This window comes from Haematospirillum sp. H4485, assembly GCF_012102745.1.
Taxonomy (GTDB): domain Bacteria; phylum Pseudomonadota; class Alphaproteobacteria; order Rhodospirillales; family Rhodospirillaceae; genus Haematospirillum.
Map to the genome: position 1 here is coordinate 83187 of NZ_JAAVSY010000007.1, position 17581 is coordinate 100767.

Annotated in this window: 21 protein-coding genes and 2 tRNA genes; 8 read left to right on the forward strand and 15 right to left on the reverse strand. The window is 57.9% G+C overall.

What is annotated here, in order from left to right:
* Positions 1-12 precede the first annotated feature (12 nt).
* The 6 genes from HEQ61_RS06910 to HEQ61_RS06935 all read right to left on the reverse strand — a co-directional run bounded on the left by HEQ61_RS06910 (position 13) and on the right by HEQ61_RS06935 (position 5882).
* Positions 13-570, reverse strand: a complete 558-nt coding sequence (locus HEQ61_RS06910) for a 6-carboxytetrahydropterin synthase (RefSeq protein WP_168020176.1) — start codon at positions 568-570, stop codon at positions 13-15.
* Positions 570-1232 (reverse strand): 7-carboxy-7-deazaguanine synthase, encoded by a 663-nt coding sequence (queE, locus tag HEQ61_RS06915; protein ID WP_415877252.1) that lies wholly within the window; start codon positions 1230-1232, stop codon positions 570-572. Before queE ends, HEQ61_RS06910 begins: the two co-directional genes overlap by 1 nt.
* Positions 1208-1918, reverse strand: a complete 711-nt coding sequence (queC, locus tag HEQ61_RS06920; RefSeq protein WP_168020177.1) for a 7-cyano-7-deazaguanine synthase QueC — start codon at positions 1916-1918, stop codon at positions 1208-1210. The genes queE and queC overlap by 25 nt, the downstream gene beginning before the upstream one ends.
* Before the next feature lie 108 nt (positions 1919-2026).
* Entirely contained in the window at positions 2027-2290 is a 264-nt protein-coding gene (locus HEQ61_RS06925; protein ID WP_168020178.1) for an Lrp/AsnC ligand binding domain-containing protein, read from the reverse strand.
* A gap of 76 nt (positions 2291-2366) precedes the next feature.
* The gene (gene secD / locus HEQ61_RS06930; RefSeq protein ID WP_168020179.1) at positions 2367-4949 is read right to left on the reverse strand and encodes a protein translocase subunit SecD; all 2583 of its coding nucleotides are present in this window, start codon (positions 4947-4949) and stop codon (positions 2367-2369) included.
* A 150-nt stretch (positions 4950-5099) separates the two neighbouring features.
* Positions 5100-5882, reverse strand: coding sequence for a hypothetical protein (locus HEQ61_RS06935; protein WP_168020180.1), 783 nt, complete (start codon positions 5880-5882; stop codon positions 5100-5102).
* 128 nt (positions 5883-6010) lie between these two features.
* Between HEQ61_RS06935 and HEQ61_RS06940 the strand changes: the two genes are divergently transcribed.
* From HEQ61_RS06940 to HEQ61_RS06950, 3 genes are all read left to right on the forward strand, one after another.
* On the forward strand, positions 6011-6697 hold the full coding sequence (locus tag HEQ61_RS06940; protein WP_168020181.1) for a response regulator: 687 nt from the start codon (positions 6011-6013) through the stop codon (positions 6695-6697).
* 83 nt (positions 6698-6780) lie between these two features.
* Positions 6781-7791 (forward strand): prolyl aminopeptidase, encoded by a 1011-nt coding sequence (gene pip / locus HEQ61_RS06945; RefSeq protein ID WP_168020182.1) that lies wholly within the window; start codon positions 6781-6783, stop codon positions 7789-7791.
* 79 nt (positions 7792-7870) lie between these two features.
* Positions 7871-7947: transfer RNA gene (locus tag HEQ61_RS06950), tRNA-Arg, on the forward strand.
* A 23-nt stretch (positions 7948-7970) separates the two neighbouring features.
* Here HEQ61_RS06950 and folE read toward each other — a convergent pair.
* The gene (folE, locus tag HEQ61_RS06955; protein WP_168020183.1) at positions 7971-8633 is read right to left on the reverse strand and encodes a GTP cyclohydrolase I FolE; all 663 of its coding nucleotides are present in this window, start codon (positions 8631-8633) and stop codon (positions 7971-7973) included.
* Positions 8634-8928: 295 nt separating this feature from the next.
* On the opposite strand from folE, the gene HEQ61_RS06960 reads away from it, so the two are divergent.
* A tRNA-Gly gene (locus HEQ61_RS06960) sits at positions 8929-9002 on the forward strand.
* 121 nt (positions 9003-9123) lie between these two features.
* On the opposite strand, the gene HEQ61_RS06965 is transcribed toward HEQ61_RS06960, so the two are convergent.
* The gene (locus tag HEQ61_RS06965) at positions 9124-9306 is read right to left on the reverse strand and encodes a helix-turn-helix transcriptional regulator (protein WP_168020184.1); all 183 of its coding nucleotides are present in this window, start codon (positions 9304-9306) and stop codon (positions 9124-9126) included.
* Positions 9307-9970: 664 nt separating this feature from the next.
* The gene (locus HEQ61_RS06970) at positions 9971-10873 is read right to left on the reverse strand and encodes a hypothetical protein (protein WP_168020185.1); all 903 of its coding nucleotides are present in this window, start codon (positions 10871-10873) and stop codon (positions 9971-9973) included.
* A gap of 33 nt (positions 10874-10906) precedes the next feature.
* On the opposite strand from HEQ61_RS06970, the gene HEQ61_RS06975 reads away from it, so the two are divergent.
* The 3 genes from HEQ61_RS06975 to HEQ61_RS06985 all read left to right on the forward strand — a co-directional run bounded on the left by HEQ61_RS06975 (position 10907) and on the right by HEQ61_RS06985 (position 13353).
* A complete protein-coding gene (locus HEQ61_RS06975; RefSeq protein ID WP_168020186.1) occupies positions 10907-11800 on the forward strand; it encodes a hypothetical protein in 894 nt (297 codons plus the stop codon).
* 240 nt (positions 11801-12040) lie between these two features.
* Complete coding sequence (locus HEQ61_RS06980) at positions 12041-12730, forward strand: reverse transcriptase domain-containing protein (protein ID WP_168020188.1); 690 nt, start codon at positions 12041-12043, stop codon at positions 12728-12730.
* Between the two features lie 53 nt (positions 12731-12783).
* Positions 12784-13353: a hypothetical protein gene (locus tag HEQ61_RS06985; protein ID WP_168020190.1), complete on the forward strand. Its 570-nt coding sequence runs from the start codon at positions 12784-12786 to the stop codon at positions 13351-13353.
* Here HEQ61_RS06985 and HEQ61_RS06990 read toward each other — a convergent pair.
* The 6 genes from HEQ61_RS06990 to HEQ61_RS07015 form a co-directional block, all read right to left on the reverse strand.
* Complete coding sequence (locus HEQ61_RS06990; protein WP_168020192.1) at positions 13350-13718, reverse strand: hypothetical protein; 369 nt, start codon at positions 13716-13718, stop codon at positions 13350-13352. The two genes, HEQ61_RS06985 and HEQ61_RS06990, sit on opposite strands and share 4 nt — an antisense overlap.
* Before the next feature lie 9 nt (positions 13719-13727).
* Positions 13728-13892, reverse strand: coding sequence for a hypothetical protein (locus HEQ61_RS06995; RefSeq protein WP_168020194.1), 165 nt, complete (start codon positions 13890-13892; stop codon positions 13728-13730).
* 643 nt (positions 13893-14535) lie between these two features.
* Positions 14536-14850: a hypothetical protein gene (locus HEQ61_RS07000; RefSeq protein WP_168020196.1), complete on the reverse strand. Its 315-nt coding sequence runs from the start codon at positions 14848-14850 to the stop codon at positions 14536-14538.
* A 51-nt stretch (positions 14851-14901) separates the two neighbouring features.
* Positions 14902-15108 (reverse strand): hypothetical protein, encoded by a 207-nt coding sequence (locus HEQ61_RS07005; RefSeq protein ID WP_168020198.1) that lies wholly within the window; start codon positions 15106-15108, stop codon positions 14902-14904.
* Between the two features lie 145 nt (positions 15109-15253).
* Positions 15254-15958, reverse strand: coding sequence for a recombinase family protein (locus tag HEQ61_RS07010; RefSeq protein WP_245183172.1), 705 nt, complete (start codon positions 15956-15958; stop codon positions 15254-15256).
* A gap of 220 nt (positions 15959-16178) precedes the next feature.
* On the reverse strand, positions 16179-17090 hold the full coding sequence (locus HEQ61_RS07015) for a hypothetical protein (RefSeq protein WP_168020200.1): 912 nt from the start codon (positions 17088-17090) through the stop codon (positions 16179-16181).
* Positions 17091-17202: 112 nt separating this feature from the next.
* Between HEQ61_RS07015 and HEQ61_RS07020 the strand changes: the two genes are divergently transcribed.
* Positions 17203-17580 (forward strand): MarR family winged helix-turn-helix transcriptional regulator, encoded by a 378-nt coding sequence (locus HEQ61_RS07020; protein ID WP_168020202.1) that lies wholly within the window; start codon positions 17203-17205, stop codon positions 17578-17580.
* Position 17581 lies beyond the last annotated feature (1 nt).

A 17581-nucleotide genomic window follows, 5' to 3' on the forward strand; every position in this document is an offset into this window, starting at 1 on the left:
ACGGGAGTGCGGCTAACGCTGTACTCCCGCTTTTTGTTCGCTGTACTCAGCCCGGCAGTTTGGTGTTTCCCACACAACAATGCGTTCCAGGACAGCCAGCCCCTCGCTGCGTATTTGTACCCTGTCCTGCAAGCGTTGATACCAGTGCCGTGCCAAGGCTTCAGCTGTTGGGGCTTCTGGTATGATGTACAGACGGGTTGCAAGATGTGTATTGGTTGTCACGACAAAGCCATCCCGTGAAACAGCCTTCTCTAACCCTGCCATCCATTCGCCCTGTTCCTTTCCGGCAGGACAGAACATGGACAGGAGATCTGTATCCGACACTTCGGCGATAAAGCCGTGGTCGCAGGACGCATCGATGACGGCCATCATCTCTTCTTTCAGGAAGCCAAAGTCCAGAACCATACTGTCCTGTTCTCCGCCCCGATGAAGAGAGGATGCGTGGCAGATGGCTTCCACCTCGTAACGGTGCCCGTGGATATGCCTGCATTTTGATCCGTGTCGCATGATCCGGTGGCCGGCATCAATGCCGATACGACGGGTGATGAGAAAATGGTGGCCGTCGCTCATTACGGAATTCCAGTCAGTTTATGTATTTGCAGGCTCAGACGCCATTGAGGGAGCTGTTGGCATGTCTGGATGCAGGTTGCGAGTGACTCTGTTGCCGCATGACCATCCATCGGCTGCAAAAAGAAATGCCGGAATTTCAGCCCGGCCAGATACACAAGGTCCAGCCCCTGTTGAGGCCAGGCCACCTTCAGCTCGTCGCCTTGCGTCAGAACCAGGTTGGAACCGGCTTTGGGGCTGACACAGATCCAGTCTATTCCATGCGGGGGGTCTTGGGTGCCGTTTGTTTCCACGGCAACCTCCATGCCGGCTTCATGGAAAGCTTGGACGAGGGATGTGTTCAGTTGCAGGAGAGGCTCCCCTCCTGTGCAGACAACATAGGGAGTACCGCCCAGTCCGGCGTTTTGATCCCAGCATGCGCGAACCGCGTGGGCCAACGCACGGGCAGAGGTGAATTTACCTCCTCCGGTTCCATTGGTTCCAACAAAGTCGGTGTCGCAGAAAGAGCATGTTGCCGTGCTGCGATCCTGTTCTCGTCCGCTCCACAAATTACATCCGGAAAAGCGGCAAAAGACAGCAGCCCGACCACTTTGGGCTCCTTCGCCCTGAAGGGTATAAAACAACTCCTTGATGCTATAGGTCATCGGTGGGCAGCCTGCTGCCATGCATCCCACCCTCGTGCCCGAAGTTCGCACGCCGGGCAGGTACCGCATCCATAGCCCCACGGGTGGCGATGATCGCGGTCGCCGGCATAGCAGGTGTGGGTTTTCTCAAGGATCAGATCTACAAGCTGTCCGCCGCCCAGATCATGGGCCATTGCCCACGTACCGGCTTTGTCGACCCACATCAGTGGAGTTTCGACAACAAAGCGGCAATCCATGCCAAGATTCAGGGCAACCTGCATCGCTTTCAGAGTATCGTCACGGCAATCCGGGTACCCCGAGAAATCAGTTTCGCAAACGCCGGTGACCAAGGTGCGTATTCCGCGCCGGTAGGCAATGGCTGCGGCATAGGTCAGAAACAAAAGATTGCGGCCTGGCACGAATGTATTGGGAAGTCCGTCGGACCCCGTGCGGAAGGCAACGGTTTCTGTCATGGCGGTCTGACTGATATCCGCCAGTGAACGGGCGTCGATGCGGTGGTCCACGCCAAGCCGGTTGCCCCAGTGCTTGTGCAGGGACGCAATGGATTCCCGGAAGCTGTGCCGAACTTCCAGTTCAATGGCATGGCGCTGTCGGTAGTCAAAGCCGACAGTTTCCACCCGTGTATAGCGTTCCAGAGCCCAGGCAAGGCATGTCGCCGAATCCTGACCGCCGGAGAACAGCACCAAGGCTGCATCATGATCCAGCATGGATAAAACCAGATGTGTTCAGGGAACCGAGGGGCACATAGGTAACCCCACCGCCAGTCCGCCGCAAGCCCCTATAGTACGGGCGACCTGTTCAGCTGTATCAGGATCCTACTTTTTCCCGTGCTGCGGTACGGTAAAGGCATTGAAGGTGATCACTGTAAAGGTATCGGCAACCCCGGACAGGGTTTGTACCTGCTCGGTGACAAAGCGGCCTGTATCGGTCTCATCCTCAAGATAAAACTTTGCCATCAGATCATAAGCGCTTGATATGGAGTAGATCTCGGAGATGTTGGAAATTTTTTCCACGGCTTGCCCCGCAACCCGGTACGCCTGCCCGGGGTTACATTTGATCATGACAAAAACAGGTTTCATATGAAGGCTCCATTATACCGGATCCTGTCGCCATGCCGCCCTTGCCCCATTCAGGCGGCATGGCCTTGCCATCCGGTCAGGTTTTGGTGGTTTCCCGCTCTTCCGACGGTACGAATCCCCCCAGATCGTACGCAGTACTTTTCTTGGATGTATTGTCCCCGTCATCTTGGGGTTGTCGCAGTCTCTCCTCGCCGAGATACAGAAGAATCGGTGCCGCGATGAAGATCGAGGAGCTTGTCGCCAGGATAATCCCGAACAACAGAACCCAGGCGAACGGTTGCAGGGATTCGCCGCCAAACAGCGCCAGTGGCAGGATGGCCAGCAGGGTGGAGAAGGACGTGGCAACGGTACGGCTCAGGGTCTCGTTGATCGAGAGGTCGATCAGCTCCCGGAGAGACATCGCCTTGTAGATACGCAGGTTCTCGCGGACCCTGTCATAGACAACCACCTTGTCATTTATGGAAAAGCCCATCACGGTCAGGATCGCGGCAATGGCGGGCAAGTTGAACTCGATGCCGGTAAGGGCAAAAAAGCCGACAACCTTGGTGACATCCAGCAGCATGGTTGCCACGGCACCAACGCCAAACGGCCATTCAAACCGGAACCAGATATAGAGCAGCATGGCAATGGCCGCCAGGCCCAGTGCCAGCATACCATCCCGGAACAGCTCCTCGCTGACCGAGGCACCGATGTTCTCCACGCGCCGGATGATGGTGCCCGGAATATCAGACTGAAGGGCAGACTGTACGGTTTCCACAACAGCGGCCTGCGCCTTGTCGCCGCCACTCTGACGCTCCAGGCGGACCAGAATGTCCGTGTCGCTGCCAAAATGTTGCAGTTTAACCGGCCCTATGCCCAGTTTCTCCAGGTTGGTCCGCAGCGTACCGAAATCTGCCGGTTCAGGAGTTCGGATCTCCACAACCGTTCCACCGGCAAAATCCACGCCGTAGTTCAGTCCCGGAGTAAAGAACAGCACCACAGAGGCCAAGCTGAGAGCTGCCGACAGGCCCAGGCCAATGTTGCGGCCTTTCATAAAGGCAATACGGGTATCATCGGGAACAAACCGCAGGCGACGCCCGGGATGCAGCTCGGTCGGCTGGCGTAATCTCAGCCACCGGACGATCAGCATCCGCACCAGCAGGATGGCTGTGAACATCGAGATCAGGATGCCAAGACTGATCGTCACAGCAAAACCCCGAACAGCCCCTACGCCGACCATATACAGCAAGAGCATCTTGATCAGGGTGGTCGCATTGGCATCGACAATCGTGGCATAGGCCCGTCTGAACCCGGTTTCGATTGCTCCGGCCGGAACTTTGCCCCGCCGTGTTTCCTCGCGGATACGCTCATTGATCAGGATGTTGGCATCAACGGCCATGCCCAGAGACAGCAGGAGGCCGGCGATTCCGGGAAGAGTCAGGGTGGCTCCCATGGCAGACAGCGCCCCGATGGCCATGGCCAGGTTGACCAGCAAGGCCATATTGGCATAGAGACCGAAGCGACCATACGCGGCAGCCATATAGGTGATGACCAAGCCAAAGCCGACCGTCAGGGAAATCATGCCGGCACGGATTGCATCGGCGCCAAGATCCGGCCCCACAGTCCGTTCCTCGACAACGGTCAGAGGCGCAGGCAGGGCCCCGGCCCGTAGCAGGACAGCCAGATCATTGGCGGAAGCCGCATTGAAGGAGCCGGAAATCTGCCCCCGTCCCCCGACAATGGGCTCCCGGATCACCGGAGCAGAAATAACCTTTCCGTCCAGAACAATCGCAAAGGGCTTGCCGACATGCCGTGTGGTGATATCAGCAAAGCGGCGTCCGCCAAAGTCGTTGAAGGCAAAGGTAACAAGCCATTCGCCGGTTCTCTGGTCAACAGTTGGTCGGGCATCGGTCAGGTGAGACCCATCAACCTCGGCTTGCCGCCGTATCACAATGTGCGATGGTCCGCGTCCGGTGTCCGTCATGGGCAGCCACTGGAAACCGGGTGGGGCGGGTGTACCCGGACGCAGGGTCTGGTCACCGACCATGTGAAAGCTCATCTTGGCGGTTTGCCCCAGCAGGGCCTTGATCCGGCCGGGGTCTGACTCACCGGGAAGCTGGACAATAATACGGTCTTCGCCCTGCCGGGCAATCATGGGTTCCCGCGTACCAAGTTCATCGATACGCCGCCGGACAATCTCGATCGATTGTCCGACGGCCTGCCGTGCCCGTTCTTGCATGGCTGCCGGATTGGGACGCAGCACAATGCGGGTTCCCTCGGCCTCAATCTCGTAATCCCGGTAGGCTGTTCCCCCGACACTGACGGCAGAATCCAGTTTTCCCAAGGCATCGAGGGCAGCGGTTTTTTGCCCTGCATCCACCAAGTCGAAGCGAACGGTTCCACCATCAACACCCAGCCCTGTATAGCGTATCCGTGCATCCCGCAGCAGGTTGCGTGTGCTGTCCACGGTGCCTTCGACCCGTTCCTGTGACAGCGTGTCCAGATCGACCTTCAGCATAAGATAGGACCCGCCGCGCAGATCCAGGCCCAGATTGATCCGGGTATCGGGCATCCATGATGGCATGTCCTGTTCCGGAAACAGGTTGGGAAGGCCAAGAAGAATACCGACCAGGCAGATCGTAATGACCAGTGTTGTTTTTATCTTTGAAAAATAGAGCATCAGCAGTGTGTATCCGTCAGGGGGCAGGGGCGGACAGCCAGATTACAGTAAGGCCGGGATGAGTCCCCGGCCAGATAGGGCAAGATAATATATGGTTTCCAAGTATGCATGCGCTCGGCTTGTATTGATGTCCATGCCAGAATGTGGGCGTCAGTCTACTGCCCGTGCCAGTGAAGGCAAGCCTGCTGACGGCAATATTTGCAGAAAATCTGGTTCGGTCAGGGTGATGAGGTAACCTGCGCGCTTTTCAATATAGCCCCGGATCTGCACGTTCCGTCCGGACAGTTTACGGAGGGTCATGCCCGCCCTTTCCAGCCGTCTGGTTGTTGCCGGTGGCAGAAAGACAGAGAAATCAGTGCGCCAGTCCGCTCCGAAATCCAGATAGGCTCCCTTGTTTGTGCGGGTTGTACGACGCACTATACCCTCCACAATCCGGAAGGTTCCCTGGTCATCCTGCCCGACTGTATCGGCTTGCTTCAGGATCTTGGCCTGTTGCCACTGTTCGCGGTCTTTCATGCGGGTTCCGGATTCGCGACCCAGAAGTTTTCGCGCCGATTCGCCGGCGCCGGGTGTTGGCACAACAAAGGCCAGGCCGGACAGGACCAGTTGTTCTTGTACCCACAGGTCGTCACGCTCCCTGTAGACATCACCCGAGAGCCTTCCATGCCGATCCGGCAAGGGGGGGGAGGCCGATATGCATATACGCTCACCATCCAGAAGGGTTCTCAGGTAGGGCAACGTGACAGGGTCTGTGATGGTGTCTATGCCGTCCAGTTTGATGGTTGTGCCATCCTGAAGGGCAATGGATCGCAGGTTTTCTACGCCCCCGAACACCCCGCACGACCTTTTCGGGCCTGCCTGTGCAGGTATGTGTAACATAAGGCACAGAACAACCTGAAGGCACAGGACTTGGGGAAGAGACCCCGAAAACATGATGTTTCTTTCCGGTACAGAAAAATAGTCCTTCAGACCTAACCCGAAGCCTTGCGCGGCATCAAGGACCCTGCAATCCTTTCCATGTGAGCGAACATGGCAGCTCGGGAGTCGGGATCATCAACCAGGTGCGCAAAAGTTACGGCGATACCGGTACCGAGGTCGAGGGTGACCGGACAGGTACTGTCTGCGGCAAGGTCATGGTTGCAGATGACCATGCCGTTTTCCGCGAAGGGCTGCGCCTTTTGATGGAAGCGCGCGCTTTTTGTGGTGTTGTGCTGGAAGCCTTCGACGGGGATTCTGCACGTGCAGCCGTGCTGGCGCATCCGGATATTGACCTTGCTGTTCTTGATCTCAACATGCCGGGTATGGAGAGTATGGCTCTCCTGAAAGACCTTCGGTCCAGCCATCCGGCCTTGGCCATTGTTGTGTTGACGGCTTCGGAGCGGCGGAATGACATGCGGGCGGCCATGGCTGCCGGTGCTACGGGCTATATTCCAAAGTCCTTTCCAATTAACAAGATCCTTGCTGCCCTGGAAAAGATTCTGGCCGGTGAGAACTTCTTTCCGGCGGATGCCCTTCCAGATGATGGGATACCGCCCGAGCTTGGCAATATTTCTCTCAGCCCCCGCCAGCGCGAGGTTCTCTCCCTGATTGCGCGAGGCAAGAGCAACAAGGAAATTGCCCGCCTTCTGGATACAGCCTTGCCTACCGTCAAGAACCATGTCGCCAATATATTCGAGAAACTCGGGACCAGAAATCGGGTTGCGGCTGTCAATCTGGGTCGCAAGGTTGGCCTGATACCAGACGAATAGCCTCTCCTTTCTGGTATGATGCCGTGATGGCAGGACCTGTGGTGCTGCTTCTGGTCTGTTCAGGTCTGGGGATTCTCCAAGAGATGTGCGCAAAACCTACCCAGCACCACGTTGATTCTGTTGATATCAGAAAGCGTGGAAAGCCATATGATCTGGTCGATACTTATGCATCCGGCTTGCTGGATGTTGGTGATGGTCATCAGCTTTATTGGGAGGAATGCGGGAATCCGGAAGGTATTCCTGTCGTTTATATTCATGGTGGTCCGGGTGCTGGGTGTGCGCCTGTTCATCGTACGTTTTTCAATCCATCACGGTATCGTATTGTCTTGTTCGACCAGAGAGGGGCAGGACGTTCCCTTCCCTATGCTTGTATCCATGCCAATACGACCAGGCATTTGATTGATGACATGGAGGCTTTGCGGGTCTTTCTCGGGATTGATCGCTGGCTGCTGTTTGGTGGGTCGTGGGGCAGTACGCTGGCTTTGGCCTATGGACAGGCTTACCCCGGTCGCGTGCTGGGGTTTGTCTTGCGCGGTGTGTTCCTTTTTACACGTGCAGAGGTAGACTGGTTTCTGAACGGAATGCAGCATTTTTACCCCGAAGCAGCCCGCTGTTTTTACGAATTTCTTCCCGAGGATGAGCGGTCTGTCTGTCTGGAGGCAATGTATCGTCGCCTTTGTGATCCAGATCCAGCCATTCACGGGCCTGCAGCAGATGCGTGGGCCCGGTACGAGGATGCCTGTGCCCGCTTGGTGCCCCTGCCTTTTATCCCGTCGATTGTTCGTGAAGATGGGCAAAGATGCAGTCTTGCCATTGCCAGACTGGAGGCCCACTACATGATCCATAAGGGGTTCTTGGCCGAGAACCAGCTGCTGGATTGTCTCGATACCGTACGGCATCTGCCCTGCCATATTGTACAGGGGCGCCACGATGTGATTTGTCCGCCGCGTGCGGCATATGCCTTGAACCAAGCGTGGCCGGGCAGTGCACTGGTCATGGTTCCCGACAGTGGTCATGCCGCCATGGAAGCCAGTTTGCGCAGTGCGTTGGTTGCCGCTGTTGATACGTTTGCCAATCAGCTTGGGCAGGGCTGACAAGAAAAACTGGAAAAGAAGTGGATCAGGCTGTTATAAGGACGCGGTTCTTGCCCGTATCGGGCAGGACGTGTGGTATGTCTCCGTAGCTCAGCTGGATAGAGCACAGGATTCCTAATCCTGGGGCCGTGGGTTCGAATCCCGCCGGGGACACCATCATCCTTCTTCCCTATATGATTTCAGCGGGTTGAGCTGATCACGGCCAGAAATTCTCGCCGTGTGGCGCTGTCTTCCCGGAAGGCTCCCAGCATGCGGCTGGTGACCATGTTGACACCCGTTTTGTGAACGCCGCGGGTTGTCATGCATTGGTGGCTGGCTTCTATGACGACAGCAACACCTTTTGGCTCCAGCACATCCTGTATCGCGCCGGCAATCTGGGCTGTCACTTTTTCCTGAATTTGCAATCGCTTTGCATACAGATCCACAATCCGGGCCAGCTTCGAGATACCGACAACCCGCCGATCCGGCAGATAGGCAACGTGGGCCCGGCCAATAATGGCTGCCAGATGGTGTTCGCAATGGCTTTCGAAGGTGATGTCTTTAAGGACAACCATCTCGTCGTACCCCTCGACCTCTTCAAAGGTGCGACGCAGGTATTCCTCGGGGTCATTGCCATAACCGGAGCACCATTCCTCCCACGCACGGGCAACGCGGGCAGGCGTTTCAATCAGTCCTTCTCGCGTGGGATCATCCCCGGCCCACCGCAGCAGGGTGCGCACAGCTTCCTCGGCATCCTGTCGTGAGGGGCGTTCGATGGCCTCGCCCTGTGTGACGGATGACTGAACCGTGGACAGTGTGCTGGTCGGTGTAGAGCGCAATGTTTCTCTCCGGGGATCGGTCATTGTTTCACCTGGGCTGTGCGCGGGCGTCAGGGGACGTTGTTTTCCTGACTGTCGGATCATGTTCATGCTTGTTGTGTCAAGCAAAAAGCAGGCTTTTGTTTGATGATCAGAGCGGCCTTGCATGTTGAGTCTGTGCCTTGGAGAATTCCCTGCTCTGTTGTTCCAATCAGGGCGGATTGATCCTCGGGCCACATCGAATGATGTCTATTCACCGTATCTTTCTATTTATGGCCTTGCCAAGAACGTTGGCTGACCGTATAGATCCTGTCCTCGAACAAGGATTGTACCTTGGTGTGCGGGTGTAGCTCAATGGTAGAGCAGAAGCTTCCCAAGCTTACGACGAGGGTTCGATTCCCTTCACCCGCTCCAAACTTTTCCACAGAAAACCAGTTAGTTAGAGCCGGTCGCAAGGTTGAGCGCTTCGCGTATTCGGGCCTTGAATACGCCTATAGTACGTTTTCAGCGGGGATTTCGGGGGAGGCGGGGCACCTTACTGACATGCCCCGTTCACCCATGCTTCCAGGTCGGAGCGGGTGTACAGGACTACCTTGCCCCCTGGCCTCCTGAACTTTGGCCCCTTGCTCTGGCTGGCCCAGTTGGCGAGGGTCTTGGGCTGAACATGCAGGAACGCGGCAGCCTGTTCGCGGGTCATGTACGTGGACTGAACTTCCATACGGTTCTCCAGAGACGACGAAGCCCGCACGATGGCGGGCCGATGGCGGTTGATGATGTGAAGGGGAAGCTCCCACCCGCGTGAGCGAGTGAGGGCGGTAGGGGTTACCTGAACGAGTACGGATCATCGTAAGGGGCGTAATACGACGATGCGTATGCCCCGAACTTCTTATCGAACTCGCGGTGGCTCTGCGGATTGGCCTTCAGGTATTCGATTGCCCCCTGAGAGGGGGTCGGGAACAGCTTGCGACCGCAACGGGGCAAAGAGTTCCCCCCGATTTACGGTCGTACCGTAGACCTTCTGAAATTCCCTGAGATTGTCCTCATCCTCGGTGTCTCTCATCATGTTCACGACAACATCGGGAAGGGTGCGAGCGTCCATTTGCTGGAGCTGTTCAGCGGCGTAAGGCGCGGACGAGCTTGCCTTCCCCTGATGCCACGCGGGGGCAGTCTGCTGCTGTTTCGGCGGTGCGGCGGGCTACTGCTGCTTGGCCGAACTCACCGGCTGGGGTGCCGATTGTCCTTGCTGCTGTTGCCCCTGCAAAGAATCCGTATTGGCGTACTCGTTGTTGGCCCTCACCAAGTCAACGGCCTTCTTCTGGGCCTCAGTTCGGAAGTCGGTGAAGCTCGCACCAAGGTTGGCCTTACTCCATTTCCTGGCCCAGTCATAGAACTCGGCAGCCGCTTGGGGGCGACCAACGCTTGCTTGCCGAACTGCCTTTCGGGCTGCTAATGATCCCTCGGTACACACCGTCTTGGAGCTGGTGCATTTCCTGAGACCCCAGGATCGGGTCCTTGCGGCCCTCCTGGTACTGGAGGATTTCCTCGTTGATCTTCTCGAAGCGTCCACGGGTCATCAGACCGTGGGTGAAGGCATTCATGGCCCGAACCCGGAGCTGGGTCGGGTCCTCCTGCCCGGTGTACAGGCCCTTGGTGATCTGGAAGACGCTGTTCGGGTCGTCCGATTTCACCTCTTCCCCGGCCCCCGGGTAGACCTGCTGGAAGTGCAGCATGGCCTGGGCCTTCATCGGGTCCAGACGGGTCAGTTTCTTGAACTGGGGAGACTTGCGGAGGTCCTGGGTCGGATCGGCACTGATCTCGTCGCCAAGGGCGGAATGGAGGGTCCACTCCTGTTCCGCCCGGTCGTGCTGATCCGTCGCCCAATCGTGCTGCTGCATGGTCCACTTCCAGGACTGTTCAGCACGGGGCTTGGTCACCTCATCGTGGTACTTCCGGTCCTCGACAGCCCAGGTCCAACGCTGGTCATTGCGCTGGCGCTCCTCGATATGCTGCTGGGCCTGCTCCATCTTGGTCCGAATGACCGGGTCCTTGGACAAGACGGTATTGCCGGTCTTCAAATGGTCCAGCACGGACAACATGCTGGGGTCTTTGGAGGTCGAGGCAGCATCCATTACGGCTTCAGCCATGATTTGCCGGGACTTGGACCCAGATAGGCCCTTGCTGAACATCCCGTCGATTTCCGACTGAATGCCTGCCGCCCGTTCCTCCACGGGAAGATCGGTACGGGTGGCCCAGCGGCTCACGGAAATGCGGGAGTTGGCATCCACGTCCTTCTCGATCTAAGCCACCCGGAACCGGACATGCTCCTGTCAGACGTTGTGATTGTAATGATCGATCAGCGGGTCCAGCACCTCGGTCAGCTCAGTGGGACGGAACTCACCACCGCTGGCCTTGATCTTCTCACGGAACGCCTGGGACTGCTGGGCCAGGAACTGGTTCAGCTTGCCGGTGTCATCGGAGTTCTTGAGGTCACCATTCTGGTTCTAGGCCAGGGTCACGTCCCGACCATACTTCTCGCCAAGGGCGCGGAGCTGCTGCTCACGCCACCCCTTCTGGAACCAGGGGGAGGCACCAGCCGGGATCACGCCTTGGTCCACGAGGTCCTTGAACGCCTTCTTGTTCAGATCGGCGTCCTTCATCAGGGCATCGCGGTACGTTTGGTTGTCCTGTGCTGCTTCCTCTTTGGCTTGCTTGTCGATGTACGAGCCTGCCAGCTCCATCAGCTTGGGCTGGATTTGACCCAGGCCCTGGGCAAGCTGGGTGATCATGCTGTCGCCCTGCTGCTGAACGGCTTCAGCCTGAGGGCGGTAATAAATGTCCACGGGACGAGCATCGGGGCGAAGCTGGGCCTGTGCGAGGTCTGCGACTTGAACGCGGTCTTTCATGTGGTTCCGTTCTGTTGTGGGCACACCTCGGGGACCGGCAGCATGGGGCTGTTACCGGAGAGGTACGCTTCGTTGGGGGCAGGGCAAGAGGGGCAGAGGCTGGTTGGATTGACCCACCCGCCTGTAACGCTTATGGTGTGCATCACCCCTAGCATGAGGCTCCCGCGATGGCGGTCCTCCGAGGTATCGGTTCTCCGATGCCCAGGATGTCCGCTTGCTGGTCACCCTGAATGTTGGCTTTCCGGAGCCATGGGGACGTCCTTGGTTGTGGTCACGGTGTTCCGTTCTGGCGGAACACTGGCCTGCTAGGGGATTAGCAGAGGAGTGCCGAGATGAAGAAAAATTATCTCGGTCCGGTTCTCGGGCTGATCGAGTTGGTGACTGCTCTCGTAAAGCTCGCCTACTGGATTGAGAAGCTCGTGACCGTGACCGCTAACTACCTGAGACGCCCCATTGAAAATTAGGAATTATACGCAGAGATTTCAGCTATCTAGCGGGAAGTTCGTCTACGTTCAGGAGGACGAATGTCGCGCCAAGGGGCGGCAATTGTTGAGGTGGTCTCTGAAGAAATGGAGGCCACCGGGCTTTTATTTTCACTACCAGGATGGTGGGCATGTCGCGGCCATCAAGACCCACTTGGGAAGCCAATACTTCGCCAGGGCAGACCTGGAACGGTTCTTCTGGCACGTCACCCGGAACAAGGTGGTCCGAGCGTTGAAGCGGATCGGGTTCTGGTACGGTGACGCATACGAGTACGCAGTGAATGCGACCGTTGCCGACAAGGGGCGCTACTTCCTGCCCTTCGGCTTCGTTGAGTCCCCCTACCTCGCTACCATCTGCCTGGACAAGAGCAAGCTGGGGCTTGCTTTCCGGGAGTTGATGGACAAGGGGATCAAGCTGTCCGTCTACGTTGATGACGTGATCCTGTCCGGTGACGACAAGGCAGAGCTTGAGCAAGCCTTGGAGTTGATTGGACGGGTGGGCAGCGAGGTGGGATTCCCCCTCAACGCCACCAAGGTCCAGCGAGCTGGGCCAGAGGTGTCCGCGTTCAACATCGAGGCTGGCACTGGCCGGATGGCTGTGACAGACCACAGGATGCGGGAATTTGAAGCGGCAGTCCTCGAAGCCGGTGACGACCCCAGGTCCCGTGCCATCATCGCTTACGTCTCGACGGTGAACCGGGACCAATCCGATGCCCTGACCGAGCTGCTGGAGGCCGCGCCCCATGCCGCCCCGTGATTGTCCTTGCTGCCCCCTCGCAAGGGGGGCATCGGGGCGGGTCACGGGTCAGCATGGGGCTTGCCCTGGTCATGTGCCTGGGATCAGGCGTCCACCCGGCCAATGGTCGGCGGCTTGCCCGAACCGTTCGCCTTGATGGTGTCGAACAGCTTGGTCATGGCCTCGGTTGCGCTGGACTGGAGAATGCCGTCCTTGTCCAGGAACACGACGTTTTGATGGGGGTCTCTCATTATGGAGATGAAGCCACCACCGGGGCAGGTGATGACAGTGGTATCAATGGCAGAGTTCATGTGCTGTTGGTCCTTGGGTTAGACGGGGACGGCGCAAAGGTCGTTGTCGTTGAAAGCGGGTTGCTGGGGGATCGGGGCTTGGTCGTATCCGTGGACAGGGCGCTGAAGCTGGCGGATGGTCTGGTCCACCTTCTCGAAATGGAGGACGACATACGGCAGGGACAACGGGGTGACGTTCCCGTTGGTGTCCCTGGTTATGCCCTCATGCCAGACAACAAAAGGCCCCCACTCAGCAGGGGCCTTCCAGGTCTTCTTCTTGTACCCTTCCACGGGTTCGTCGGGGTCATAGACCTTGGTTCGCAGGTTGCCGTTGGTGACGTATTACGCCATTAGTGGCGGGCCTTGCTGATCTTGATCAGGCCAGAGCGGACAGCCGCCCGATACTTCATTTCCCCCTTGGGGGTCTTCAGGATCAACTTGCCATTCTGGCCCTTCCTGATCTCCAGACCCTCGCCAAGCTGGGCCCTCAGCAGGGCATCCGGGTTGATGGTGTCCAGGTTCTCCAGGTACGCCTGGGCAACCTTCTGGTATCCCGAGGTGGTCCGCTTGCGGGCCTGATCCTGGACGGCCTGTTTCATCAGATCGCGGCTCTTGGGGGCCTGGGAAGCCCACGCGAACACGTCATCCGCATGGGGGCCGACACGATCCACCACGGCACGGGCCTGAGCTTCAAAGGCTCCCCGCACCTGATCCACCATGGCGCGGACCTAGGCAGGCTCCTTGCCCATCTTGGAAGCGGCTTGGATGATGTGAGCCTCCCGCACCTCCTGCCCGTTGGAGATGTCCAGGACCGCCCCCACGGCAGTGCTGGGGCTGACATGGTTGCCCTTGTCGTCAATGATGGTGGTCGGTTCGGGGGTGATGTGGCTCATGGTGGTTCCTATGGGAATGGCGAAATACCACCCGACCTCCTACGAAATAGGAAGACAGGTGGTGACAGACGAAGGCAGGGGATAGGCGATGGTCAGCCTCTGGGTTCTAGGGGTTCACCCTGTCCAGCAGAGGACATTCCATGCTGTTCAGCATGGGTTGTTTCTTGGGGGAGGTGGTACGGGTACTCCGTCCTTACCCACACCTCAGTCAGACCAAGGTGGAATCTTCCAAGCAACCAAATGACAGCATCATGATAACCAAGGCTGTACCAGTAGAGTGACCATGAGGTAACAGCATTGGTATGTGATCACAGAGGCCCCATGTATTGGTGCAAACTATTTCCAAAGCACTGATACGGCAGGGAAATTTCATATGAGTCGTGGTCTGGCAACTCGGCAGCCACGGGGTGGTGCGGAGAGGTCACAGCCCCACACCACCCCGGCCCACAGTCGGACAGGAACCACCCTGCACATGTATTGGTGCAACCAAATTGCTCATGGCCCTGGGAGTTGATTTAAGGGGTGCTGGAGACTCGAAGGGCCGGCGCTGGTGGGGTCTCGTAGCCCATGGGGCTGCAATCGACTCCAGCGAGTCCCTGGCGGGCTTGCTGGGCGATGGCGATCTCACGGATGGGCTGGGCGTTCAGTCCGCATTGGTGCAACCTATTACCCGGAGACCACGAAGACCGTCATGGCGTGGGCCTTCGGCGTCCCCGCCTGGGTGGTCAGGTAGATCGCCTGCTTGCGGTTCAGGTGGAACTCGGTGATCCTGCGTGGCCCCCTTGGTGCCACGAGGTAGTAGCGTGTTGGTGCGGCACACTGCACCGAACTGCTCCAGCGTGGTCATGTGGTTCTTGATCAGGCGGCGGATCATCCGGTCTCCCGAGTAGCCAAGAGCCTGGGCAAGGTCCAGGTCACGGACGGTCTCGGTCTCGGTATTGATGCTCAGAAACGACAAAGCCCCCACCGGAGGACCGGCAGGGGCTTGGCAATGGCAGCCTGGGAAGGATCAGGCGAAGGACGGAACCTCCCCGCCCTCCAGCAGGGAAGCGAACGCCTGCTGATCCTCGGGTGACATGAACGACAGACCCGCAGTCAGGGCACGCCCCATCCAAGCCAAGAGGTCGGTGGTGTCCATGATGCCGCCCCGGAGGTCGTTCCCGGCCTCGGTGATCAGGGTGGAGATGGTGGCGGCTGCGTTGGTCTGGGTGGTCATGTCTGGGTTCCCCTGGTGGTGCGTTGTTGCCCCGCCTGTATGAGTCCTCGGGGAATCTGTGTAAAATGAAAAAACAAAATTAAACCAAATATTTAATGACGATGTCGCAACTGTCCCGAGGTCGTTAGCGTTTCTCCCCCCAGGCTCACGCCTCCAACCGCCTCAACAGACGGGACACGCTCATGGGGTGCCACTGCCCACCGGCAGGCGTCGGGACGTTCCGGTCGTTCAGGGCCTTGGCGATGCCGCCCATGCTGGTGATGCCCTCGGCGCGGATGGTGGAGATGATCGGAAGCAGGCTCACGGCCCTCTGGTTAGCCCCGGAAGCCCGAACCTCTGCTGAACGCTCCAGACCCCGCCCACGTTGATCCTCGGTCAGCTCGTACCCACGATACCCGCCCAGCTTGACCCCTCGGGCCTTGGCTGCGGCAAGGGCAGCCTTGGTCCGCTGGCTGATCTTCCTGGCCTCTTCCTCGGCAATGGCAGCCTCAATGTGCAGGCGGAAGGGATCAGCCTCGGGCATGTCGCAGGCGACGAAGCGGACATCCGACTTCATCAAGGTGGCGATGAAGGCCACGTCTCGGGCCAGCCGGTCGAGCTTGGCAATCAGCAGGGTTGCCCCAGTCTTCCGGCAAGCCTCCATCGCTGCACGAAGCTGGGGCCGGTCCTGGTCGGTCTTCCTGCCGCTCTCCACTTCCACAAAGGGTGGCTTGATGGTGGTGTCCCCATCCCGGAGGAACCGACGCACAGCCTCTTGCTGCGCCTCCAGCCCCAGACCAGACCGGCACTGCTTCTCGGTGGATACCCGGTAATACTCGACATAGCTGGTCATGGCAGCCTCATCACACATGCTGTCAACATCCGTTGATACCATGTGATACGACTGAGGGAGTCAGGGTGTCAAGGGCGTGGGCAGGACCAAGGCGACACAGAAGCCGGGCGGAAAGGTCCGCACACCCACCCGCGCCTGGGATCAACTCTGTGTGCCCGTGCGTGACGCGAGGCCCCCGCCAAGGGGGGAAGCCGCGCTCTCGCCAGTACGGAGAGGGGGACGAATTTTTTCGCTGGTTTTAAGTGGTGCCCACCTCTGGCGTAGACCTGTGCGCCTCCAGGAAGGGATCGATCACGGCCTGGGCCATCGCAACCTGTGACATATTCCTTCTTGCAAATTGAGGCGGTGTATTGATGAGGGAGGCGAACCGGGCCGGATCGATGTCGAGAACTGTCTCGTAAACCACACCCCCATTCCCATCAACGACATGCATAACAACGCTTTCCACGATTTCGTGGTCCTCAAGGTGATAGGCGTGGTCAATAAACGCAAGGTCTATGCTGTAATACCCCTGTCCTCGCGTAATCCGGCCACTCTCGTCAATCCTGACGTTTTCGATTTTTGATGTAATTGCGCCTTTCAGCTCATCGTTGCTGACAATCTTTTGCCCAAAGAGAGACTGGGCATCAGCCATGTATGCGAAAATCCAAGGCACGTTTCTTAGGTTGGCTCCAGTGTAAAGATAACCCTCTTCACCCATGTACGTTTCAAGCATGGATTTTGCCAAATTATCTGATATGCGAACTCCAGTATCTTTTTCAAGAATGTAGAGAACGCGATCAAAGTTATCGGCCAGAATGCGAAGGATTTTTAGTGGAAGGCCATCAATGGATTTACGCTTGGTCTTTCCGCCAGAGCTTCGGGCGGAAACGTAAGGGCACCACTGGTGGGCTTCTGGACCGAAGTCAGGAAAACCATCGATCCTTTTGCCAGTATGCTTCCCATATGGCCTATCGGTGTTGCTGAGAGGCTTGTACAGCCCAATTATTTGAATTGGATTGTCGCAGGCGGGGCAGACTGCATACTGTCTCCATAGCCCATCTGCCGCCTGCTGATAATGCGGGTATTTCTTGTCGGTGTCGTATTCAAAATTCGTCTTCTCGATTTCTTTAACGACATGGGATTTTGAAGTCAGCTTGTATACCCGCATACCCCAGCCCCTTCACTCTTGATCTGTTGCAAGCATAACGTCAGTTCAAAAATCAGGTAAGTGGTGATGGCGCTACCCGTTTTTCTTGCGACAAGGACGAAAGGGACGTGCCGTGGCATCATCGTCCGATCTGTCCGAGACAGGAGAGCGACCAATGGACCTCTCTCAGTTCAGCGCCTTCATGCTCGCCTTCACCAAGCGATACCCCAGGACCCACGCAACAGCCTTGCAGGTCCTGCTGGGCGTTGCCGACAGCCCCGGCATCACCACCCGCGACCTTCGGGAGGACATGGGGCTGACCCAGTCGGCCATTTCGCGGAACGTGGGGCTGTTGGGGGGCGGATACGCCCACGGTGGCAAGACCGTGAAGGGTTACGGGCTGGTGTCTGCGTACCCCTGCATCGAGGACAACAGGACCCATACGGTGATGATTAGCCGCAGGGGAAAGAAGGTGCTGTCTGAGTTGCTGGCCGAAGCCCGCATATCGTGAC